The 22,708-nt window shown below is 73.4% G+C and carries 21 protein-coding genes; 10 read left to right on the top strand and 11 right to left on the bottom strand.

The genetic code is table 11. The features are described 5' to 3' along the window. The first annotated feature begins 173 nt into the window (after positions 1-173). A complete protein-coding gene (locus ABZ079_RS19730) occupies positions 174-1,712 on the top strand; it encodes an oligopeptide:H+ symporter (protein WP_356940722.1) in 1,539 nt (512 codons plus the stop codon). A gap of 69 nt (positions 1,713-1,781) precedes the next feature. Here ABZ079_RS19730 and ABZ079_RS19735 read toward each other — a convergent pair whose 3' ends face one another. The 6 genes from ABZ079_RS19735 to ABZ079_RS19760 form a co-directional block, all read right to left on the bottom strand. Further along, positions 1,782-3,134, bottom strand: a complete 1,353-nt coding sequence (locus ABZ079_RS19735) for a hypothetical protein (protein ID WP_356940723.1) — start codon at positions 3,132-3,134, stop codon at positions 1,782-1,784. A 2-nt stretch (positions 3,135-3,136) separates the two neighbouring features. Further along, positions 3,137-4,189, bottom strand: coding sequence for a hypothetical protein (locus ABZ079_RS19740; protein WP_356940724.1), 1,053 nt, complete (start codon positions 4,187-4,189; stop codon positions 3,137-3,139). 192 nt (positions 4,190-4,381) lie between these two features. Further along, entirely contained in the window at positions 4,382-5,152 is a 771-nt protein-coding gene (locus ABZ079_RS19745) for a hypothetical protein (RefSeq protein WP_356940725.1), read from the bottom strand. 121 nt (positions 5,153-5,273) lie between these two features. Continuing rightward, complete coding sequence (locus ABZ079_RS19750; RefSeq protein ID WP_356940726.1) at positions 5,274-5,972, bottom strand: LPXTG cell wall anchor domain-containing protein; 699 nt, start codon at positions 5,970-5,972, stop codon at positions 5,274-5,276. Positions 5,973-6,705: 733 nt separating this feature from the next. Beyond that, positions 6,706-7,275 carry an ATP-binding protein gene (locus ABZ079_RS19755; RefSeq protein WP_356940727.1) on the bottom strand — a complete coding sequence of 190 codons (570 nt, stop codon included), beginning with the start codon at positions 7,273-7,275 and terminating at the stop codon, positions 6,706-6,708. 319 nt (positions 7,276-7,594) lie between these two features. Next, positions 7,595-7,972 carry an STAS domain-containing protein gene (locus ABZ079_RS19760; protein WP_356940728.1) on the bottom strand — a complete coding sequence of 126 codons (378 nt, stop codon included), beginning with the start codon at positions 7,970-7,972 and terminating at the stop codon, positions 7,595-7,597. 246 nt (positions 7,973-8,218) lie between these two features. On the opposite strand from ABZ079_RS19760, the gene ABZ079_RS19765 reads away from it, so the two are divergent. From ABZ079_RS19765 to ABZ079_RS19780, 4 genes are all read left to right on the top strand, one after another. Beyond that, on the top strand, positions 8,219-9,115 hold the full coding sequence (locus ABZ079_RS19765) for an RNA polymerase sigma factor SigF (RefSeq protein ID WP_356940729.1): 897 nt from the start codon (positions 8,219-8,221) through the stop codon (positions 9,113-9,115). 281 nt (positions 9,116-9,396) lie between these two features. Then, positions 9,397-10,953 carry an RICIN domain-containing protein gene (locus ABZ079_RS19770; RefSeq protein WP_356940730.1) on the top strand — a complete coding sequence of 519 codons (1,557 nt, stop codon included), beginning with the start codon at positions 9,397-9,399 and terminating at the stop codon, positions 10,951-10,953. Positions 10,954-11,362: 409 nt separating this feature from the next. Next, positions 11,363-11,527, top strand: a complete 165-nt coding sequence (locus ABZ079_RS19775; RefSeq protein WP_356940945.1) for a hypothetical protein — start codon at positions 11,363-11,365, stop codon at positions 11,525-11,527. Further along, a complete protein-coding gene (locus tag ABZ079_RS19780) occupies positions 11,524-12,510 on the top strand; it encodes a DMT family transporter (RefSeq protein ID WP_356940731.1) in 987 nt (328 codons plus the stop codon). The genes ABZ079_RS19775 and ABZ079_RS19780 overlap by 4 nt, the downstream gene beginning before the upstream one ends. A gap of 162 nt (positions 12,511-12,672) precedes the next feature. Here ABZ079_RS19780 and hutI read toward each other — a convergent pair whose 3' ends face one another. The 4 genes from hutI to hutU form a co-directional block, all read right to left on the bottom strand. Further along, positions 12,673-13,848, bottom strand: coding sequence for an imidazolonepropionase (hutI, locus tag ABZ079_RS19785; protein ID WP_356940732.1), 1,176 nt, complete (start codon positions 13,846-13,848; stop codon positions 12,673-12,675). Positions 13,849-13,886: 38 nt separating this feature from the next. Continuing rightward, positions 13,887-15,248, bottom strand: a complete 1,362-nt coding sequence (locus ABZ079_RS19790; protein ID WP_356940733.1) for a formimidoylglutamate deiminase — start codon at positions 15,246-15,248, stop codon at positions 13,887-13,889. After that, positions 15,245-16,447 carry an allantoate amidohydrolase gene (locus tag ABZ079_RS19795; protein ID WP_356940946.1) on the bottom strand — a complete coding sequence of 401 codons (1,203 nt, stop codon included), beginning with the start codon at positions 16,445-16,447 and terminating at the stop codon, positions 15,245-15,247. Before ABZ079_RS19795 ends, ABZ079_RS19790 begins: the two co-directional genes overlap by 4 nt. Positions 16,448-16,623: 176 nt before the next feature. Continuing rightward, positions 16,624-18,288, bottom strand: coding sequence for a urocanate hydratase (gene hutU / locus ABZ079_RS19800; RefSeq protein WP_356940734.1), 1,665 nt, complete (start codon positions 18,286-18,288; stop codon positions 16,624-16,626). Between the two features lie 139 nt (positions 18,289-18,427). Here hutU and ABZ079_RS19805 point away from each other — a divergent pair, with 139 nt between their 5' ends. The 5 genes from ABZ079_RS19805 to ABZ079_RS19825 all read left to right on the top strand — a co-directional run bounded on the left by ABZ079_RS19805 (position 18,428) and on the right by ABZ079_RS19825 (position 22,093). Further along, a complete protein-coding gene (locus ABZ079_RS19805; RefSeq protein ID WP_356940735.1) occupies positions 18,428-19,813 on the top strand; it encodes a diaminopimelate decarboxylase in 1,386 nt (461 codons plus the stop codon). 179 nt (positions 19,814-19,992) lie between these two features. Further along, positions 19,993-20,376: a hypothetical protein gene (locus ABZ079_RS19810; protein WP_356940736.1), complete on the top strand. Its 384-nt coding sequence runs from the start codon at positions 19,993-19,995 to the stop codon at positions 20,374-20,376. Further along, complete coding sequence (locus ABZ079_RS19815; RefSeq protein ID WP_356940737.1) at positions 20,373-21,173, top strand: transcriptional regulator; 801 nt, start codon at positions 20,373-20,375, stop codon at positions 21,171-21,173. Before ABZ079_RS19810 ends, ABZ079_RS19815 begins: the two co-directional genes overlap by 4 nt. A gap of 31 nt (positions 21,174-21,204) precedes the next feature. Beyond that, positions 21,205-21,708 (top strand): roadblock/LC7 domain-containing protein, encoded by a 504-nt coding sequence (locus ABZ079_RS19820; RefSeq protein WP_356940738.1) that lies wholly within the window; start codon positions 21,205-21,207, stop codon positions 21,706-21,708. A 10-nt stretch (positions 21,709-21,718) separates the two neighbouring features. Further along, complete coding sequence (locus ABZ079_RS19825; protein WP_356940739.1) at positions 21,719-22,093, top strand: hypothetical protein; 375 nt, start codon at positions 21,719-21,721, stop codon at positions 22,091-22,093. Here the strand turns inward: ABZ079_RS19825 and ABZ079_RS19830 are convergent, their stop codons facing one another. Next, entirely contained in the window at positions 22,094-22,678 is a 585-nt protein-coding gene (locus ABZ079_RS19830; protein WP_356940740.1) for a hypothetical protein, read from the bottom strand. Between the last annotated feature and the right edge of the window lie 30 nt (positions 22,679-22,708).

Here is a 22,708-nt window from a genome sequence, read left to right on the forward strand (position 1 = left end):
CGCATTGACGCGTCGCGGGGCGTGGATCCCGATGGTCGCCGTCCGCCACTCCGCGATCCGGAGCGGACTCCCCCCTGGGCGTTGGGGTGGACGACCGACCGCGCCGGTGCCGGCCGACACCCCCACCGGGCGCGCAACGCTTCACCGCGCGTCCCGACCAGCAAGGAACGACCATGGCGTCCAGCCTGACGAAGGACTCGGTCCACCCGGGCACCCCCGGATCCGAGAAGACCTTCTTCGGCCACCCCCGCGGACTGGCCACTCTCTTCATGACCGAGATGTGGGAGCGCTTCAGCTTCTACGGCATGAGGGCCCTGCTCGTCGTGTACCTGCTCTCCGGCGGCCCCGACGCCAAGAAGGGCAGCACGGGTGGCGGGCTGGGCATGGACCTGGCCACCACCACGGCGATCTACTCGGTGTACCTGTCGATGGTGTACCTGCTCGCCATGCCCGGCGGCTGGCTCGGCGACCGCGTCTGGGGCCCCCGCAAGACCGTCGCCATCGCGGCCGTCACGATCATGGCCGGTCACGTGGTGCTGGCGCTGCCCGGCGGACAGGCGCCCTTCTTCGCCGGCCTGGGGCTGGTGGCGCTCGGTTCCGGTCTGCTGAAGGCCAACATCTCCACCATGGTCGGCCACCTGTACGAGGGCCCGGACGACCCGCGCCGTGACGGTGGCTTCACGATCTTCTACATGGGCATCAACATGGGTGCGTTCTTCGCGCCGCTGGTCATCGGCACGGTCGGCCAGGAGGTCAACTGGCACCTCGGCTTCGGCCTCGCCGCGGTCGGCATGGCCATCGGTCTCGCCGCGTTCCTGCTCGGCACCCGCAACCTGAGCCCGCAGAGCAACGTCGTTCCCAAGCCGCTCGCGGCCGAGGAGCGCGCCACCTGGCTGCGCAAGGGTCTGACCTGGCTGGCCGTCGCCGCCGTCTTCTACGGCATCGTCGGCCTCACCGGCCACTTCACCCTGAACTGGGCGATGATCCCGCTGACCGTGATCGGTCTGGTCATCCCGGCCGGTGTGCTGCTGCGCATCAAGCGCGACAAGGACCTGTCGTCCGTAGAGCAGTCCAAGATGACGGGCTACATCTGGTTCTTCGTGGCCGCCGCCGCCTTCTGGATGATCTACGACCAGGGTGGCTCCACCGTCCAGGCGTTCGGTGAGAACAAGGCCGCCGGTTCGCTGTTCGGCCTCGACTTCCCGTCCTCCTGGTACCAGTCGCTGAACCCGGTGTTCATCATGGCGCTGGCTCCGGTCTTCGCCTGGTTCTGGCTGTGGCTGAGCCGCAAGGGCAAGGAGCCGAGCACGGTCGCGAAGTTCGCCGCCGCCCTGTTCTTCATCGGTGTCTCGTTCTTCTTCTTCCTGCTGCCGCTGGGCATGGCGTCCGACGGCACGAAGGTCAGCCCGATGTGGCTGGTGGGCATCTACCTGATCCAGACCGTCGGCGAGCTGTGCCTGTCGCCGGTCGGCCTGTCGGTGACCACGAAGATGGCTCCGGCCAAGTACGCCAGCCAGATGATGGGTGTCTGGTTCCTCGCGGTCACCGCGGGCGACTCCATCACCAGCCTGCTGTCCAACCCGGCCATCGCCGGCGTCGACCTCAGCGGGTCCGGCGCGGTCCTGGTGGAGGCGGTCCTCGCCGCCGTCGCGGGTGTCGCGGTCTACATGTACCGCCGCAACGTGAAGGCCCTGATGGGCGACGTCCACTGACCTGGTCCCAGGCTCCGGGAGGGCCACCGCGTCACGGGATGCGGTGGCCCTCTTCGCGTGCGTCCGGGACTAGCGCGTCCGCCGCCCCGGCAGGAACGTGAACACCGCCCCGCCCAGCAGGACCGCCGTGCCCGCGACCAGACCCAGGGCCCTGAGCCCGCCGTGGTCGCTCGCGCCGGTCTCGGCGAGGCCGCCCGAACCGCTGCCGCCTCCTCCGGACGATCCAGACGATCCGGACGCCCCGGACGACGACGTTCCTCCGGAGGCCGAGGTGCCGCCCGAGGCTCCACCCGGCTGCTGGGTGGTGTCCAGGGTGAGCGAGACCTCCGTCCTGGTCGGTGTGCACGTCGTGGTCGTACCGAGCGCCTTGACCGTCAGGACGCCCGGGGACAGCGTTGAGGTGCCGCTCGCGCCGGGCTTGTAGGTGCCGGCGAGGTCGGGGATCTCGATGGGGTCGCCCGGCTTGACGGGGCCCGCGTTCATCGGGCCCTCCACGTGCACCGTGCCCTTGTCGGCGCCGCCCAGCACCACCTCCATGGACGGTTTCACGGAGTCCTTGGGAATCTCGGCGGGGCTGTTCATGACCGACTTCTTGAACCGCACGGTGAGGTCGTAGCCGCCGCCGTTCTTCTTGGCGTTGATCTGCACCGGCGAGGTCGCTTTCTTGTCGCCGATCGGGGTCTTGCAGGCGTAGGGGACCTGCACCTCCTTTCCGGTGAAGTCGGTCTGGCCGGTGCCGCCGGTCGCCGTGGCGGTGGCGGTGTCCGTCGGCGTCGTCGACTGGGTGGGCGTCGTCGACTGGGTGGGCGTCGTCGACTGGGTGGGCGTCGTCGACTGGGTGGGGGTCGTACTGGATGTGCCGCCGCTGCCCGCCGTGACCTGGATCGTCGCCGCCTTCCGCACGGTCTCCTTCGGCGCGCACGTGGTGTCGGTGGACATCGCGTTGACGGTGTACGCGTCCGGCGTCAGCGCCACCTCGCCGGCCGCGGTCAGCTTCAGGGTGCCCTTCATGTCGGAGAGCACCATGCCGCCGCCCTTGGGGATCGCGGGGTTCTCCCGCGGTCCCCGCATCGCGACGTCGGCGGTCTGCGCGCCGGCCGCCTTGAGGACGCCGGACGGCTGGACCGAGTTCGCGGGCAGGTCGATGATGTCGGGGTTCTTGGATGCGGCCTGGACGAACTTCCACACGATGTCGACCGTGTCGCCGACCTTCGCCGTGGCGGGCGCCGTGATCTCGACCTTCGTGGTGCCGTCGACGGGATCGATGCCCGCGGGCGGCACGCAGTGGGTGGCGAACGACACCTGCGCCGCCTGGGCGGGCACCGCGGCCAGGCCCAGCAGGACGCCCGCACCGCTCAGCACCAGCGCGGCGCCCGCCGCGGTCAGCCGGTGCGCGCCGGCCGGTGCGCCTCTCCTTCGCATGCTCACGTGGGTCCCTTCGGAGTGGGAGTCGTAGGACTCGTCGGGCTGTCGTCGGGCGGTGCGGAGAGCCGGCCGGCCGGGCCGCCCGGAGCGGACTCCGGGTCGAACCACGGCAGGGTCGGGGTCATGGGGGGCGGGGCTTGCCGGGCCGCCCGGGAGCGCGGCCGGGGCGGGGCGGGGCGGGGCGGACGCGGGGCGGGATTGCCCGGGCGCCGACGGCTCGCGCCGCCCGGGCGGCGCGGCCGCACCCGGTCCACCAGGGCCATTCCGATGCGGAACAGGGCGGCGGGTACGACCAGGCAGAGCAGCAGCCAGAACAGCGTCACGCCCCAGGGGCGGCCGACGTGCCACGGCTGCTCGGCGAGAACCCGGCCGCCGTACTTCAGGGACACGGTGTAGTCGCCGTGCGCCCCGGCCGACAGCTCGACCGGCAGCTTGATCCGCGTCTTCTTCCCGGGCGCGAGGGTGCCGTGCCACTGCCGGTCGTCCCACTGCGGGGCGAAGACGCCGTGCGCGGTGCCGACCTGGAAGACCGGGTTTTCGATCGGGCTCGTGCCGGAGTTGCCGACGGTGAGCACGAGGGCCCGGCCGGGCGGGGCCCCGAACCAGGTGAGCAAGCCGCTGGAGCCGGTCAGCCGGGTGTCGGAGAGCACCGCCAGCCGGCCGCCGGCGCGCACGGCGGGCAGCGGGGCGACGGGATGCCCGGCAACCCGGAGAACGGCGTCCGTCTCGGCCTTGGCGCCGGTGACGGTGGCCACGTGCACCACGCAGGGGCAGGGCACGGGCGGTTCGGCGACCGGGAGTGCGCGGCTGAAGGCACCCCGGGCGTCGGTCGTCACGGCCCGGCCGTCGCCGTTGGCGCAGGAGTTGGTGCCGCCGATGACGCCCCGGGACGGCGTGGCCCGCCCGCAGACCAGCATCATCAGCAGGGCGTGGGGCCGCCATCCGGTGCCGCTGACGGTGACCGAACCGCCGGTGCCGGCCTGCGCCGCCGACAGTTTCACGGCCGGTCCGTCCGCCGCGGCCACCGGGCCCGCGAGGGTCAGCAGAAGCATCGCGAGCACCGCCGAGCACGCGGACGGCCGCAGAATCCGAACGGTACCGCTCACTTCACCGTGCCTCCCGTCCACTCCGCGCTCGGGCGCGTGGATTCGACCGCGGCAGAGCAGCCATGCCGGGCGGCCACCGAGCCACCGACGACCGCCGGGCCACGTCTGCCCTACGGCTCCCCCGCTGTCGTACGACGATCACCGCGCCCGCCCCCGCGACCACCGCGCCGGCCACGCCCGCCAGCACGCCCCATGGCACGAACGCGCGGACACGGTCGCCGTGCGTGTGCTCCGTCCGGGGCCGTGACCGTCAGCCGTACGGCGACCCGCGTCCGGCGCGAGCCGGTCCCGCCAGGGCTCGGTGGGCTTCAGGCGGGTGCCCGGGCGCGGAGGGACGGGGAGGAGGCGCGGCGGTCGGTCCGGGACCCGGCCGAGGACGCCGTCCACGCGCACCGCGAGCCGCACGGGGACGGTGGTACCGCGGTTGACCAGGCCGTACGTGAGCCGGTCGGCGTGTACGGACAGATGCTCCACGGTCAGCGCGGCGAGCGCCGGGCCGGCGGCCCGCAGCCGTACGGTCGCCGTCCGGCCGTCGGCGTCGCGCGCGAGGATGGCACCGGAGCGATCGCCGGGCTCGGCCCGCGCCGGAACGGTCACCGTGACGGGCACGCCGGCCCGAGTGTGGGCGGGGACGCGTGGGCCCTCGTCGGCGAACGTGATCCGGACGCCGGTGCCCGGCAGCCGTACGACGACCGGCGTCCGCCCGGGGTGGGTGGAGGACACCGTGTCCTGCGGGACCGCTCCGGGCGGCCCCTCGGCGTAGCGGGACGGGCGGTCAACGCCCGCCGCAACGGCCCGGGGCGCCGCGCTCAGCAGGGCGATCGCGGCGCTCAGGCACAGGGGTGCGGGCATGCCGATGGCCGGGCACAGGCCCCGGCGACGGAGCCGGACACGGGTGGCGGACGGCATGGGCGGCTCCAGCGGTCGTGGGCCGGGGGCGTGGGCCGTAGGGCGGCCGTGGCCGGGGCGGTCGGTGGCCGGGGGGCCTGGGCGGGTGCGGTTGCATGCCGGAGGGCGGTGGGCCGGGGTTTCAGTGGCGTGCGGCCTGGCCGCGCCGGGTCAGCCACAGCCCGCCCGCCGCGCCGGCGAGCAGGACCGTGCCGCCGAGCGTGCCGATGGCGACGACCGAGTCCTCGGGGCCGGTCTGCGGGAGCCGCCCGCCGGAGGAGGAACCACCCGGGGGCGACGAGGAGGAGGAACCGTCCGAGGGCGAGCCGCCGGCCGCCGTCACGTCCAGGGTCAGGGACGGTTCGGGGTTGTTGGCCGGCGTGCAGGTCGTCGTCGTACCGAGCGCCTTGATGGTGAGCGTGGCCGCCGTGAAGGTGACCTTGCCGGTCTTCTTCGGAGTGTAGGTGCCGCTCAAGTCGCTTATTTTGATCGGAGTGTCGGCGGGGATGGCGGCCGCGTTGGCAGGGCCGCTGACCGCGAGCGTGCCGCTGTCGGCGCCGCCCAGTGCGATGGTGGCGCTCGGGGTCATCGCCCCCTTGCCGAGTTCGACCGGGCTGGAGGAGACGCCCCTCTGCCAGGACATGGTGATCTTGTAACCGCCGCCGCTCTCGACGCCCTTGATGTCGATGGGCGAGACGGCGCTCTTGACGCCGATCGGTGTCTGACAGCGGTAGTCGACGTCGACGACGTCGGCATGGGCGGCCGGTGCGGTCAGCAGCACCATCGAGCCTGCCAGGGCCGCGGCGGACGCGAGCGCGGCGGTTCGCTTCGGGTACGACACGATCGGTCCACCTTCCGTTCATTCCATGGGTCGTTCACGACGCGGCACCTGACGGCACATCAGATTCGGCCGTCAAGGTACGCCCGGGGTCGTGAGGAAGGAAGACGCGGCACACGCCGGAGTTGTGGCGATCCGGCGCGGCGAAGTGCCGGAGTGGAGACGCGGGATCGGGCGGCGGCGCGAGCCCGGGGGAGTCACGGCCGTCGCGGCACTTCGGGGACGGCGGCGGGGTCCACGTCCGGGCCGCGCTTGCGCAGTCCGTCACGGACCCGCTCGGGATGCCGCCGGATGAGGGGGACGTCGGGCATGGTGCCCCCGGTCCGGGCAACGGGGCGGCAGCGCTCGCTCGGGGGTCGTTCCTCGGGGCGTGGGCGAGGTGCCGGTGGCGCCACACGCCTTCGCCCTCGTACGCCGGCCTCGGTGTCCCGGTCGGCCGCCGTGGCCCGGCGGCCCGTCTCTCCACCTGACCGGAAGCGCGGCTCGCGGAATTCCGGGCTGCTCGTCTCCGTCAGCGCGTGGTGACCGGGCGGGAAGTGTCACACCCGGCCGTAACCGGATTTCCCGCACACCGTGACGCCCTGGGCGCCACTGGGGATCCAGGAGCCGGCGACATCTGCCGTGCCTGGGGACCGAGGGCCGCACGGCGGAACTCCTCCCGGTCGGGCCAGTCGCCGGCGCCCTGAGCGGAAGCACCGTGTGTCACGCGGGAGCGCCGCGGTCCACCACCGCGCGGCTACGCCGGAGCGCCCAGCTCCGCCCACACCGTCTTGCCGGGGCGGCCGGTGGCGCGGACGACGCCCCAGTCCAGGCACAGCCGCTGCACGATGAACATGCCGTGACCGCCGGGGCGGCCGGCGCGGTGCGGGGTGCGCGGGGCCGGCTGGCCGGTGCCGCGGTCGGAGACCTCCACCCGGATCACCTTGTTGTCGCAGGCGAGGACGAGTTCATCGGGGCCCTCGGCGTGCAGGCAGGCGTTGGTGACCAGTTCCGAGACGACGAGCAGCACATCCTCGGCGGCGGCCCGCTGGTCGGCGGTGGCGGCGGGCAACCAGCCCCATGCGTACAGCGCCTGGCGGCTGAAGTCGCGGGCGAGCGGGACGACCCCGCTCTCGCCCTCCAGGGCGAGTCTGCGGACCTGCCGGCCCCGTGCCCCCTGTGTGCCGCCGGGCGGCCCGGACGACTCGGACGGCGCGGCTGCCCCCGTGGCTGCGCCGGTGACCGGCACATCCCCCTCGGACGCCCCGGAAGCGCCGCTGGGCTCCGGGCCGCGGTCGCCCGGCGAGTAAGGCCGGGTGGTGCTCATCAGCGCTTCACCTCACCGATTCACCAGTTCACGATTTAACAGTCCGGCACCGTTCGGTGCCGTCCGATCCGTACGTCGTCCGCCCGGGTTCCGTGCGGGGTCGCTTGCTCGTCCGTCCGTCGCACATACGTCCCGCCCAAGCCGCCACCCAGGGTCGTTCACCGGCCCCGGGACGATCCAGCGGCGGGCGGTAGGCGGGACACCTCCCGCCCCCTCCTGCCCTCTCCTGCCCGACGGATCCGGCGAAACACCCCCGTATTCGGCGTGACGGACGCAACGCCGAAAGTGGTCTGGGCGCAGGAGGGCCGGGGGCACGGGCTCAGTCGGCGCCGTCGGCCAGGGCCGCCTCCACGGAGTCATGGACGGTGAAGACCGCCTCGGCCCCGGTGATCTCGAACACGCGGGCGACCACTGGCAGCATGCCCGCCAGATGGACCCCGCCACCGGCGGCCTCCGCCTTCAAGCGCGCCCCGAGCAGAACGTTCAGGCCCGTGGAGTCACAGAACTCCAGGCGTGAGCAGTCCACCACGAGCCGCGAGAAGCCCTTGTCCAGAAGGTCGTCGAGGGGCTCACGCAAAAGATCGGCGGTGTGGTGATCGAGCTCACCCGCCGGTGTCACAACGGCGCTGGAGCCCTCTTCCCGCACCTCCACCAGAAGCCGGCCCGACTGTGCGCTGCCGACCGTCCCGTGGTCCATGCCGTCTCTCTCCCGCGGTCGTGGCTGCTGATGCCCTCGAACATTACGCCTTCCATGCGCACTCCGACACCCGAACAACCGCACACAAACGGACATATCGCAACAGAACGCACTTGCGACTCGCTCGGTCAAGCGGGTAGGGCTAGTAAAGACACACACCCCTACACGCCGGCTTCGGAGGCGCCGCACACCGTAGTGCACGTACTGGCTTCGGCAGCCATATGCCGAGAACGATGGAGGACACCCATGTCACCCCGGCTCGACGCATCGCATACCCCGATCGCGACGTCGACACCCCCACCGGAACAACTGGATCATCCCATCGATCCCCTGGACCCCTTCGAGGGACTCCCGGAGATCCCCCCGTACGACGAGATCGGCCCGGTCGACGCGCGGGCCCTGTCCAAGACCCTCTTCGAGCGGCTGGAGTCGCTGGAGGAAGGAACGTACGAGTACTCGTACGTCCGCAACACGCTAGTCGAGCTCAACCTCGCGCTCGTCAAGTTCGCCGCCTCCCGTTTCCGCTCCCGCAGCGAGCCGATGGAGGACATCATCCAGGTCGGCACCATCGGCCTGATCAAGGCGATCGACCGCTTCGAACTCTCCCGCGGTGTGGAATTCCCCACCTTCGCGATGCCGACCATCATCGGCGAGATCAAGCGTTTCTTCCGTGACACCTCGTGGTCCGTGCGCGTTCCGCGCCGCCTTCAGGAGCTGCGGCTCGACCTCGCCAAGGCCGGGGACGAGCTGGCGCAGAAGCTGGACCGCGCCCCCACGGTCACGGAACTCGCCGAGCGGCTCGGCATCTCCAACGACGAGGTCGTCGAGGGCATGGCCGCCTCGAACGCCTACACCGCCTCCTCGCTGGACGCCCAGCCGGAGGAGGACGAGACCGAGGGCGCCCTCGCGAACCGCATCGGGTACGAGGACCACGGGCTCGAGGGCATCGAGTACATCGAGTCGCTCAAGCCCCTGATCGCCGAACTCTCGTTTCGGGACCGGAAGATCCTCTCCCTGCGCTTCGTGGCGAACATGACCCAGTCGGAGATCGGCGAGGAACTCGGCATCTCCCAGATGCACGTGTCCCGGCTGCTCTCCCGCACGCTGGTACGACTGCGCAAGGGACTGACCGTGGAGGAGTGACCTCCTGGTCCGGACCGGCCCCGGAGGTGTCACCTCCGTGTCCGCTCCGCCCCGCCGAAGCCGTGGAAGCGGTCCGGCCGTCGCGGCCGGGCCGCTTCGGCGTACCCGCCCCGCCACCTCCCCGGCTGGCCGGTACCCAGCGTCCCAACCGTTATGCGGTTACCGCCGGAAACCTCTTTTCATGATCCGCCCCCTCCAGCACTATGGGGCCCCCTGACCGGCCGGTAGCCGGACCGGGGCCGCAAGAGCGCGGCCACACGTTGTCGCGAGGAGGCTGGACGATGGCTCAGGGGGACCGGGCCGAGGCGGGCGGGGGCCAGGAGAACGCGCCGGAGGCACGGCTGACCGAACTGCTGCGCTCCCCCACGGCGACGGCGTACCCGGCGCTGCAGGAGCTGCGCCGACGGCACCACCCGGCGGTCCTGGCCTACGCCCGGTTGTGCGCCGCGAGCGAGTCCGCGGCCCGCCGGCTGGCGGCGGAGGCCTTCACCGCGGCGGCCCGCGAGACGGCCCGCGGCGTCGAGCCGGGCGTCCCCCTGCGCCACCGGCTCCTGCTGCTCACCGCCCGGTCGGCGGCCGTCTGGGCGCGCGACGAGCGGTCCGCGGGCGTCGACCCGGGGCTGCTGCTGGTGCTGAACGCGGCCGGCCTGCCCGACGGCCCGACACCGCCCCTGCTGCCGGCGTTCCAGTCGCTGCCGTCCCGCACCCAGGGACTGGTCTGGTACGGCTTGCTGGAGGAGGAACCGCAGGAGCGCACCGCCGCCTTCCTCGGGCTGAGCCGCGTGGACGTGGCACACGGCACCCCGCAGGCCCTCAAGGCCCTGGCCCGGGCCTGCCTCAGACACCGGCTGGCCGCCTCGGACGACCCGCGCTGCGCCGACTTCCGCCGGCTGATCGAGGAGGCGGTACGGCCGGACGGCCCGCGCCTCAGCAGCGACCTGGACGCCCACATGACCCGCTGTCCGCACTGCACGGCCGCCTTCGAGGACCTGACCGCGCTGCGGGACACCCCGAGGCAGGCACTGGCGGAGGGCCTGCTGCCGTGGGGCGGAACGTCGTACATACGAGAAAGCGGAACCGACCCGCGCCCCGAGGCGCCCGACGGCGGCGGGAGCCGGCGGCCCCGGCACCGCCGTTATCTGCTGGCCTCGGCGGCCCTGGGCGTGGCCCTGACCCCGTTCCTGGTGTTCCTGCTCTCCCCGGCGCACCGCTCCGGCCAGCAGCGTACGGCGGCGACGCCCGCACCTCCCCCGGTGACGGTCACGGCCACGGTCTCCGTCACCCCGTCCCCCACGGCCTCCCCCTCCCCCTCCCCGTCCCCGTCCCCCTCGGCCACCTCCAGACGCCCGGCGCCCACCCCGGCTTCGCACCGTCCGACCCCGCCTCCGCCGCGCCGGAAGACGCCCCGGCCGACGCCCCCGCCCTCGCTGCCCGGCATCTCCTACGCCCAGGTGGTGAATCTCGCCACGGGCCGCTGCCTGGACATCCGCGACGGCGTCCTGGGCCAGGGCAACGATGTCGTCACCGCCCCCTGCTCGTCCTCCCCGACCCAGCGCTGGCGCGTCGACGCCTACCTGGGCGTGCTGCGCTCGGCGGCCGACGACGGCTTCTGCCTCGACAGCCGGGGCTCCGTCGACCGGGGAGTGGGCATCTGGGGCTGCGACGCGGTGTACGGCCGCAACGGCGACAACCTCCGCTTCGCCGTCGATCCCGACGGCACGATCCGCCCGGTGATCGCGATCGAGACGGCGGTGACACCGGACGGCGGCGACGGGGTGGTGCTGGAGCCGCTGAAGGGGGGGCTGGGGCAGCGGTGGCGGGCCGGGCGGACGGCGTAGGCCGCACGGCCGGGCAACGTCTCCGGTGACCGGCCGTCCGGGTCCCGGCGTGGCCGGGGCACACCGTTGTCCGGGGCCGTACCGGGGCGGGCGTCTGGTCGTCGCGACCGCAGCAGGGGCTGCGAAGACCGCACCCACCCGTCTCGTCCGCCCCCTCGGCCGGCGCGCGGGCCTGGACCCCGACCGGCCGGCCGTGACCTGTTCAGCGGCGGGCCGGACGCCCCGGACGGGGCAGGAGGGCCGGCTGGCCGCGCCGGACGGGGCAGGAGGGCCGGCAGCGCGACGGGGCCCCTTCACCACCTCGCTGCCGATCGGCCGCACCGACGTCAGCGGCGGCGAGAGCGGTGTGTAGGCCGACACGGCGCCCGCCCTGCTCACGACTACGCTGGCCGGGCCCGGTGACCTGCTGCTGGGCGACGACCGCCGCACGCCGCACCCGGTGACCCCGGTGCGCCCGGTGGACCCCGCGCTGCCCGCCCACCCTGACGTCCCGGTGCGCGTACACGGCGCGCTGAGCGCCTGCCTCCGCCCGTTGCCCGTGTCCTTCCGTATGTCTCCAGAGGAGTGCCCATGAGCGTCACCGCGGCCCGCGGCGCCCGGCTGACCGATCTTCCCGTCCTGCTGGTCGCGGTGGTGTGGGGCTCCAGCTATCTGGCCGCCAAGGGCGTCACCACGGAGCGGACCGTGCTGGCCGTGCTGGTGCTCCGGTTCGCCGTGGCGCTGCCGGTGCTGGTCGCCGCGGGATGGCGGCGGCTACGGGTGCTGAGTGCCGTCCAGATACGCGGCGCCGGGCTGCTGGGGCTGATGCTCGCCGTGATCTTCCTGCTGGAGACGTACGGCGTGGTGCACACCTCGGCGACGAACGCCGGGCTGATCATCAGTCTCACCATGGTGTTCACACCGCTGGCGGAGAGCCGGGTGCGCGGCACCCGGCTGCCGGGTTCCTTCATGGCGGCCGCCGGTCTGTCGGTGCTCGGGGTGGCGCTGCTCACCCAGGGCACCGGGTTCAGCGCCCCGTCCGGGGGCGACCTGCTGATGCTGGGAGCCGCCGTCGCCCGTACCGCGCACGTCCTCGCCATGTCCCGCATGGAGTCGGTGCGCGGTGCGGACGCGCTGTCTCTGACCACCGTCCAGCTGGGCGGGGCGGTCGTCGTGTTCGCCGTGCTGGCGGCGGTACCGGGCGGCGGCGCCTCGCCCTGGGCGGCCGCGGCCGGCTTCGGCGCCGGGGACTGGGTGGGGCTGCTGTACCTGTCCGCGTTCTGCACCCTGTTCGCGTTCTTCGTGCAGATGTGGGCGGTCCGCCGCACCTCCCCGTCCCGGGTGAGCCTGCTGCTCGGCACGGAGCCGGTGTGGGCAGCGGCGGTGGGCATCGCCCTGGGCGGGGAGCGGCCGGGGTGGCCGGGCCTGTCCGGTGCGGTGCTGGTGCTCGCCGGTACGGCCTGGGGGCGGTCGCTGGCGGACCGGGAGCGGGTCGCCGCTACGCAGAAGACCGCTGTGGTGGACGGCGCGGCCGTTCCTGAAGAGGCGGCGATCTCCGCGGGGGCGGCCGCCTCCTGAGGGGGCGGCGACCCCTGACGGTGCGGCGGCTGCCCGAAGGCGCGGCGAGCACCCGATGGTGCACAGGTGCCGGCGACCGGTGTGGCCGATCCGGGCCGCGGTCCACGAGGCCCGGGAGGGGCGCCGTGCCCGGTGCGGCCTCCCAGGCCGTCTGACGCCCGCTCAGACGACGCGTACGCCCCTGCGCCACACCCCGCTGACCAGCGGCACGCCCGGGCGGTAGGCCAGGTGGACATGGCTGGGGGCGTCCAGGAGGGTCAGGTCGGCCAGGGCGCCGGGGGTGATGCGGCCGATGTCCGTGCGGCGCAGGGCCGCCGCGCCGCCCGCCGTGGCCGACCAGACCGCCTCGTCGGGGGTCATCCGCATGTCGCGGACCGCGAGGGCGATGCAGAAGGGCACGGAGGAGGTGAAGGACGAGCCCGGATTGCAGTCCGTGGACAGGGCGACCGTGACGCCCGCGTCCAGCAGACGGCGCGCGTCCGGCCACTCGGCACGGGTGGAGAACTCTGCGCCGGGCAGCAGGGTGGCGACCGTGCCGCTGTGCGCGAGGGCGTCGACGTCCGCGTCCGTGAGGTGGGTGCAGTGGTCGGCGCTGGCGGCGTCCAGCTCGACGGCCAGCTGGACGCCGGGGCCGTGGGAGAGCTGGTTGGCGTGGACGCGCGGATGCAGGCCCTTCGCCTTGCCTGCGGTGAGGATCGCACGGGCCTGGTCGCCGTCGAAGGCGCCCTTCTCGCAGAACACGTCGATCCAGCGGGCGTGCGGCGCGCAGGCGTCCAGCATCTCACCGGTGACCAGGGCGACATAGGCCGCCGGGTCGTCGCCGTAGTCGGGGGAGACGATGTGGGCGCCGAGATACGTCACCTCGTCGGTGTGCCCGGCCGCGATGCGCAGGGCGCGGGCCTCGTCCTCGACGGTGAGGCCGTAGCCCGACTTGGTCTCGAAGGTGGTGGTGCCCTGACGGAGCGCCTCCGCCAGGTAGTGGGTGAGGTTCGCCTCCAGTTCCGCGTCGCTCGCGGCGCGGGTGGCCGCGACCGTGGTGCGGATGCCGCCCGCCGTGTAGGGGCGGCCGGACATGCGGGCGTTGAACTCCTGGGTGCGGTCACCGGCGAAGACCAGGTGCGAGTGGGAGTCCACGAAGCCGGGCAGCACCGCCCGGCCGCCCGCGTCGACCCGGTTGTCAGTGGCGGGTGCTTTGCTGGATTCACCGGTCCACGCGACGCGGTCGCCGTCGATGACGACGGCCGCGTCGTGGATCAGACCGAGGGGGGAACCGTCACCGAGGGAGGGGTCGTTGGTGACCAGCGTGGCGATGTTGGTGATGACGGTGCTGCTGCTCATGGTGTCCTCAGGGGTGGCCGGGTCGGGGTCGGCGGGGTTCAGCCGCGGAGGGCTTCGATCGCGTCGGCCAGTGCCGACGGCACGTCCGGTACGAGCGCGTGCGCGCCGTCCCGTACGACATGCCGGCCGCCCACGACCGTGTGGCGTACGTCCGCGGCGGACGCGGCGAATACGGCGGTCTCGGCACCGAGTCGCGGCACCGGCCCCGCTGTTCTGACGGAGTCGAGGGCGATGGTCGTGAAGTCGGCCAGTGCCCCCGCTTCCAGGGTGCCCGCGTCCTTCCAGCCCAGCGCCGCGTGACCGTCCGCGGAGGCCGCGCGCAGCAGGGCCGCGGCCGTCCAGTGACCCCGGGTGCGGGTGCGCAGCCGCTCGTTCAGCTCCATCGCGCGCGCCTCTTCGAGCAGGTCGATGACGGCGTGGCTGTCGGAGCCGAGGGAGAGCGGGGAGCCCGCCCGCTGCAGGGCGACGGCCGGGCCGATTCCGTCGGCCAGGTCGCGTTCGGTCGTCGGGCACATGCAGGTGCCGGTGCCCGAGCCGCCGAGCAGGGCGATGTCCTCGCCGGTGAGGTGGGTGTTGTGCACGCCGGTGGTGCGCGGCCCGAGGACGCCGTGGTCGGCGAGCAGCCGGGTGGGGGTGCGGCCGTGCGCGGCGAGGCACGCGTCGTTCTCCGCGGTCTGCTCCGAGAGGTGGACGTGCAGCGGGGCCCGCCGCTCCTCGGCCCACCCCGCCACGGTCGCCAACTGCCCTGAGGGCACGGCCCGTACCGAGTGGATCGCCGCCCCGATCCGTGCGTGATCCCGTTCCTTGAGAACCGCACAGCGTTCGGCCCAGGCCTCCGCGCTGCCGTCGGAGAACCGCAGCTGGTGGCTGCTGGGTGGCTCGCCGAAGCTTGAGGAGAGGTAACAGGTGTCGAGGAGGGTGATCCGGATGCCGGCCTCGGCGGCGGCCGCGATCAGCGCCTCGCCCATCGCGTTGGGGTCGGCATAGGGGGTGCCGCCGGGCGCGTGGTGCACGTAGTGGAACTCGCCGACGCAGGTGATGCCGGCCAGCGCCATCTCGGCGTAGACCGCGCGGGCGAGGGCGTGGTAGGTCTCCGGGGTCAGATGGTCGGCGACGGAGTACATCACCTCGCGCCAGGTCCAGAAGGTCCCGGAGCCGACCTGGACGGTGCCGCGCAGCGCCCGGTGGAAGGCGTGGCTGTGGGCGTTCGCCAGTCCGGGGAGGGTGAGCCCGCGCAGGATCTCGGCACCGGGCGGCGGGGTGGGCACGCCGGTGCGGACGGTGCCGATCCGGCCTGCCGCGCCCGCGGCGGAGCCGCTGATCGGCACCGTGACCACGACCCCCGGCTCGACGTTCGTGCCGAGCCAGGCATGCTCCAACCAGTAGGTCCGCTCGGTCACCTGCAGGCCAGCCCTTCCAGTACGTCGGCGAGCGCGCTCACCCCGGCCGCGCAGTCGTCCTCGGCCGCGAACTCGGCCGGGGAGTGCGAGACACCGGTGGGGTTGCGCACGAACAGCATGGCGGTCGGGATGCTCCCGGAGAGGATTCCGGCGTCGTGTCCGGCGCCGGTCCCGAGGACGGGCACCGTCAGACCGGTGTCCTTGCCCAGGATGCGGCCGAGTTCGTCGCGCAGGGCGTGGTCGAACTCCACGACCGGCGTGAAGGACTCCCGGACGACGTCCAGGTCGATGCCGTGGGCGGCCGCGTACTCCCGGGCCGCCTTCTCGATGCCGCCGACCACCGTGTCCAGGGTCTCCTGGTCGGCGGCGCGGGAGTCGAGCCAGCCGCGCACCAGCGAGGGGATCGCGTTGACCCCGTTCGGCTCCACCGCGATCTTGCCGAAGGTGGCGACGGCACCGGCGAGTCGGGCTTCGCGGCGGGCGGCGAGGACGGTCTCGGCGTACGACAGCATCGGGTCGCGGCGGTCGGCCAGCCGGGTGGTGCCGGCGTGGTTGGCCTCGCCCCGGAAGTCGAACCGCCAGCGGCCGTGCGGCCAGATGGCGCTGGCGATGCCGACCCGGTCGCCGGACAGGTCCAGCGCGCGGCCCTGCTCGACGTGCAGCTCCACGAAGGCGCCGATCCGGCCCAGCCGCTCGGGGTCGGGTCCGATGGCGTCGGGGTCGTGGCCGGCGGCCGCCATGGCCCGCGGCAGGCTGACCCCGTCCCCGTCCGTGAGCCGGTGGGCCTGCTCGACGGTCAGCTGCCCGGCGGTGAGCCGGGAGCCGACACAGGCGAGTCCGAACCGGGCACCCTCCTCGTCCCCGAAGTTGACGATCGCCAGGGGCCTGGTGAACCGCACGTCCCTGCCGCGCAGCTCGTCCAGGGCGGCGAAGGAGGACACGACACCGAGGGGCCCGTCGAAGGCACCGCCGTCCGGCACCGAGTCCAGATGCGACCCGGTGACGACGGCGTCCCCGGCGGCCGGGTCCCCGAGCCAGGCCCACTGGTTCCCGTTCCGGTCGACCTCGTACGACAGCCCGCGTGCCTCGGCCTGCTCCTTGAACCAGGCCCGGCAGTCGGCATCGGCACCGGTCCAGGCGTAACGCCGGTAGCCGCCGGAGCCGGGGTGCCGGCCGATGGGGAGCAGCTCGCGCCACATCTGGTGGAAGGAACGCGCTGTCGGCACGGGCTGCGGGCAGTCGCTCCGCAGAGCGATGGGGGTCGGGCCGGAGCTTGCCGGAGATTCCTCGGGGAGGGTGGGCACAGCCGGACCCGCGGGCGGCGGCGAGACCTCAGTCCCCGCCCGGGAGTCGCCCGGCCCGCCCTGAAGGTCGCTCACGCCTGGTCACCCTCGCGCATCGGCACCCGGACCCCGCGGTCCTGCGCCACGGACTCCGCGACGTCGTATCCCGCGTCCACGTGCCGGATGACACCCATACCGGGGTCGTTGGTCAGCACCCGGCGGATCTTCTCCCCGCTCAGCTTCGTGCCGTCGGCCACCGTCACCTGGCCGGCGTGGATGGACCGCCCCATGCCCACGCCGCCACCGTGGTGGATGGACACCCAGGACGCGCCCGAGGCCACGTTGACCATGGCGTTCAGCAGCGGCCAGTCGGCGATCGCGTCGGAGCCGTCGAGCATGGCCTCGGTCTCGCGGTACGGGGAGGCGACGGAGCCGCAGTCCAGGTGGTCGCGGCCGATGGCCAGCGGAGCCGCCAGCTCACCGGAGGCGACCATGTCGTTGAAGCGCTCGCCGGCCTTGTCGCGCTCGCCGTAGCCGAGCCAGCAGATGCGCGCGGGCAGGCCCTGGAAGTGGACGCGCTCACCGGCCATCTTGATCCAGCGGGCCAGGGACTCGTTCTCGGGGAACAGCTCCAGGATCGCCTTGTCGGTCTTGGCGATGTCGGCGGGGTCGCCGGACAGCGCCGCCCAGCGGAAGGGGCCCTTGCCCTCGCAGAAGAGGGGACGGATGTACGCGGGGACGAAGCCGGGGAAGGCGAACGCGCGGTCGTAGCCCGCGAGTCGGGCCTCGCCTCGGATCGAGTTGCCGTAGTCGAAGACCTCCGCGCCGGCGTCCAGGAAGCCGACCATGGCCTCCACGTGCTTCGCCATGGACTCACGCGCACGCGTGGTGAAACCGGCCGGGTCCTTGGCGGCGGCGTCGGCCATGTCCTCGAAGGCGATGCCGACGGGCAGATAGGACAACGGGTCGTGGGCGGAGGTCTGGTCGGTGACGATGTCGATCGGCGCGTTCATCGCGAGCAGCTGCGGGAGTACCTCGGCCGCGTTGCCGAGGACGCCGATGGACAGCGGCTTGCGCTGATCGCGGGCCTCGACGGCCAGCTGGAGCGCGTGGTCCAGGGAGTCGGCCTTGACGTCCAGGTACCGGTGCTCGATGCGGCGCTCGATGGCGCGCGGGTCGCAGTCGACGCAGATGGCGACGCCGTCGTTCATGGTGACCGCGAGGGGCTGGGCGCCGCCCATGCCGCCGAGACCGGCGGTGAGGGTGATCGTCCCGGCGAGGGTGCCGTTGAACTTCTTCGCGGCGACGGCGGCGAAGGTCTCGTAGGTGCCCTGCAGGATGCCCTGGGTACCGATGTAGATCCAGGAGCCGGCGGTCATCTGGCCGTACATGGTCAGGCCGAGGGCCTCCAGGCGGCGGAACTCCTCCCAGTTGGCCCAGTCGCCGACGAGGTTGGAGTTGGCGATGAGGACGCGCGGGGCCCACTCGTGGGTCTGCATCACGCCGACCGGGCGGCCGGACTGGACCAGCATGGTCTCGTCCTGCTTGAGGGTCCGCAGCGTGCGGACCATCGCGTCGAAGGAGCGCCAGTCGCGGGCGGCCTTGCCGGTGCCGCCGTAGACGACGAGCTTGTCGGGGTGCTCGGCGACCTCGGGGTCGAGGTTGTTCTGCAGCATCCGCAGGGCGGCTTCCTGCTGCCATCCCAGGGCGCTCAGTTCCGTGCCGCGCGGTGCTCGTACGGGGCGGGGTCCCGACATCGTCTGCCTCCTCCTGTAGCTGCTTCTATTCACATCCTGTCGATCTGAATAGAACTAGTCAATACATCGGGGCGACCCCGTCCGGGCGCGGTGGGTGTTTGGCTGGAAGCACCGGTAGCCGAGACAGGACGGGGACGCCGTGGAGAACGAGCACGAGCACGACATCGCGAGCGAGGCCCGGGAACGCGCGAGCCGGCGGGACCAGGCGGTACGGGCGGCGGTCGAGCAGGGGCTGCTGGGCCCGGACGCGGCCGTGGTGGGACTGCTGGACGTCGCGGGCATCCAGGAGTCGGCCGCGGCCCTGCGGGCGGCGTTCGACGCGGTCACGGCGCCCGGCACGCCGGTCCTGCACGCCTTCGCGGTGAAGGCGACCCCGCTGGTGCCGGTGCTGCGGCTGCTGCACGAGGCGGGCATCGGCGCGGAGGTGGCGAGCCCCGGGGAGCTGGCGCTGGCCCGGGCGGCCGGGGTGCCGCCCACCCGGACGGTGCTGGACTCGCCCGCCAAGACGCCGGCGGAGCTGCGCGAGGCGCTGGCGCTGGGCATCGCCGTGAACGCCGACAATCCACAGGAGCTGCACCGGCTGGACGCCCTGGTACGGTCCACGCCCAGCCGGTCGCCGCTCGGCATCCGGATCAACCCGCAGGTCGGCGGCGGCACGATCGGGGCGACCTCCACGGCGACGGAGACGTCGAAGTTCGGGGTGGCGCTGCGCGACGAGGGGGCGCGCGAGTGGATCGTACGGGCCTGCCTGGAGCGGCCGTGGCTGACCCGGCTGCACGCGCACACCGGCTCGCAGGGCATCCCGCTGTCACTGATGGCGCGGGGTGCGGCAGAGACGTACGCGCTCGCGGAGGAGATCAACGCGCGCGCCGGACGCCACCAGATCGACACGCTCGACATCGGCGGCGGGCTGCCGGTGAACTTCGCCTCCGAGGGGACGACACCGACGTACGCGCGGTTCGCGCGGCTGCTGGCGGAGGAGGTGCCGGGGCTCTTCGACGGGCGGTACGGGCTCGTGACGGAGTTCGGGCGGTCACTGCTGGCCAAACACGGGACGGTGGTGGCCCGGGTGGAGTACGCCAAGAGCGCGGGCGGGCGGCCCATCGCGGTGACGCACGCGGGCGTGCAGCTGGCGACGCGGACGGTGTACGCGCCGGGGGCGTGGCCGCTGAGGATCGCCGCGTACGACGCCAAGGGGTGCCCCAAGGCGGGGCCGGACGTGGTGCAGGACGTGGCCGGACCGGCCTGCTTCTCGGGCGACCTGCTGGCCGAGGGCCGCGCGCTGCCCCTCCTGGAGCAGGGCGACCACGCGGCGGCACTCGACACCGGCGCGTACTACTTCACGCACCACTACGCCTACAACTCCCTCGTCCGCCCCGGCATCTACGGCTTCGCACCGGACGGCTCGGGCGGCATCGCCTTCGCGACCGTACGGGAACCGCAGACGATCGCGGACGTCGTGGCGGAGTGCGGCGGGGCGCACGCGGCGGCGCTCACCACCCTCCACGCCCCCAGAAGCCGTTGACGCACACCGACCTCACTCGAACAAATGGGCCAACCAGCCTGGAACACACGTCAGTTGACCCACACTAGTACGCCGGACGCACGTTCCACTGGAAAATGCCAAAGGCCTCACCCTCCCGCACACACGTTGCGTAGTGTCTCTGTCACTCAGCCGGAGTCCCAGGCGGGAGGGGAGCCACGGTGCCCGGAATCGACGAGTGCCTGCTGGAAGCGATGCGGTTACCGGGTGCCCGGGGAGCCGCGCTGGTGGACTGGACGAGCGGACTGGCCCTCGGCACGGTCGGGGAGGCACCCGGCGGTGATCACGAGACGACCGCCGCCGAGGCCGCCGAACTGGCCCGGATGGCCGCCGAACACGGCGCCTTCGCGGTCCACGGCGAGGGGCACCCGCCCATCGAGGACGTGATCGTCAGCAACCGCGACAGCTACCACCTGCTGCGGTTCGTGGACACGTCCTTCGACAGCAGCGTGTTCCTGCATCTGTGGCTCGGCCGCGAGGAGGGCAACCTCGCGCTCGCCCGCATCCGGCTCGGCGAGATGGCCGCCCGGCTGGTGCTGGGATGACCGTGGTCCAGACACCTCCGCCGCCCCTGCCGGTGCGGGACAAGGCGGCCACCCGCGCCCTGTCCCCGATGCTGACCCGGCTCGCCGAGGAGCGGGCCACCGGCGTCCTGCTCCGCGAGCACGGCACCCTGTACCTCGCCGAGGGCCGGGTGGTGCACGCCGAGAGCCCCCTCGCCCCCGGCCTCGACGTGCTCCTCACGGCCCACGGCACCCTCGCGGCCGCCGCCTGGCAGCGGGCCGCCGCCCGGAGCGCGGGCCCACTGCAGGCCGCCGAACTTCTGCTGGAAGCCGGACTGTTACCGGCGGGCGCCCTGGAGTTGTGCCACCTGGACGCGCTGTACGACGCCGGGTACTTCGCGCTGGCGCCGAGCAGCGCTCCGGGCCGGTTCCGCTACGACAACACGCCCCGGATCGGCCCGCTGCCCTCGGTACCGGTCATCGCGCTGGAACGCGAGACGCTGCGCCGCCGCCTGCTGCTGCACCGGCTCTGGCCCGACCCGGCCGCCGACAGCGCCCCGCTGATCCGCGCGGACCCGGCGACGGCCGCGCCGGTCACGCCCCGGCAGCGGGCGGTCCTGGACCGCGTGGACGGCGTCCGCACGGCCGTCGGGATCGCCCGGAACCTGGGCCGGCAGGCCTTCCACACGCTCGTCGACGTGCGCCGACTCGCGGCCGCCGGCCATGTCACCCCGGTGACACCCGCGTTCACGGAACCCGCCCCACCGCCCCCACCCCCGGTCACCGACCCCGACATCGCGCTGCTGAAGAGGCTCAGGGATGCGCTGGAGGCGCTTTGAACGGCACCGCCCCGCCGAGAGGAGAGAGCTGATGCTGTCCGAGGAGGACCGGCAGGCCGTCCTGGACGAGCTGCACCGGCTGCGCAGCCGGGTGCCCCAGCTCACCGGCGCCCTCGCGGCCGGCGTCGACGGCCTCGTCGTCGCCCACGACACCCCCGGGGTCGACCCGGAGGGCCTGTCGGCGCTCACCGCCGCCGCGCTCGGCGTAGCCGTACGGGTCACCGACACCACCGGACACGGCGGCTTCCGCGAGCTGCTGGTGCGCGGCGAGCGCGGCTACGTCGCCACCTACGCGGCCGGCCGCACCGCCGTACTGACCCTGCTCGCCCAGGACCGGGTCAACGTCGGCCGGCTCCACCTGGAGGGCCGCCGGGCCGGCGCGCGCGTCGGGGAACTGCTCGACGCCGCCGAGGCCGCCGCCCGGGCCGCCCGCCCGGCCGGCAGACCGCTGGGCGCCGTCAGCACCGCACCCCCGACCCGTACCCGTACGACCCGCACCACGAGCGCCGAAGCGCGCACCGCAACCGACTGCTGAGAGGACCACCATGGCCAACACCGAGACCGCACTGAAGGAAGCCCTCACCTCCATCGAGGGCGCCACCGGCGTCGCGCTCGTCGACTACACCAGCGGGATGGCGCTGGGCACGATGGGCGGCAGCAAGACCTTCGACCTGAACGTGGCCGCCGCCGGCAACACCGACGTGATCCGCGCCAAGATGCGCACGATGGAAATGCTGGGCCTCAAGGCCGGCATCGAGGACATCCTGATCACCCTGTCGGACCAGTACCACCTGATCCGCCTGCTCAGCAGCCGCGGCGGCAACGGCCTGTTCCTCTACCTGGTCCTCGACTCGAGCCGGGCCAACCTGGCGATGGCCCGGCACCAGCTGAAGAAGATCGAGGAGGAGCTGGAGGTCTAGTCAGACCAGCGCCGCGGTACGGCGGCGGGCCCCGCCCGGGGCCGCGTCGCCGGCCGCGATACCCGTAGCGCGCAGGCCCTTCACGGCCTTGCCCGCCGGGCACCCGCCGCGCTTGTCGAGCCAGTCGACGCGCACCCACAGCAGCGTCTCCTCAGCCCGCTCGCGCCGGCCGAGCCAGGCGGCCTTCAGCCGGAGCCCGGTGCCGATCCCGGCGAGCAGCATGCCGCCGGCCGCGGGCACCGCGAAGGAGCCGCCGAGCGCGACCAGGAACGCCAGCAACAGCCACCAGCGGTGTCCCCGGCGCCAGTTGCGCACGGTCACCGCCCGGTCCTGCAGGACGTCGTACCTGCCCGCGCGGGCCGCCCCGCGGGCGAGGGCCGCATACCGGCTCCGGCGCACCAGCACCACGACGGCCGCGCCGATGAGGAACAGCGCGGCCCCGGCCAGCACCCCGATCCGGCGCCCGGTCACCCCGGGCACCAGCACACCGATCGCCGCAGCGAACACCCCGAGCCACCACATCGGCGCGGCCCCCGCCCGTACGACGACGGCCACCCGAGCCAGCCCCTGTCCTCCGCGTGTCACGTCAGCCTCCCGTGTCACGTCTCCGCAAAG

This window comes from Streptomyces sp. NPDC006314, assembly GCF_040613075.1.
Taxonomy (GTDB): Bacteria; Actinomycetota; Actinomycetes; order Streptomycetales; family Streptomycetaceae; genus Streptomyces.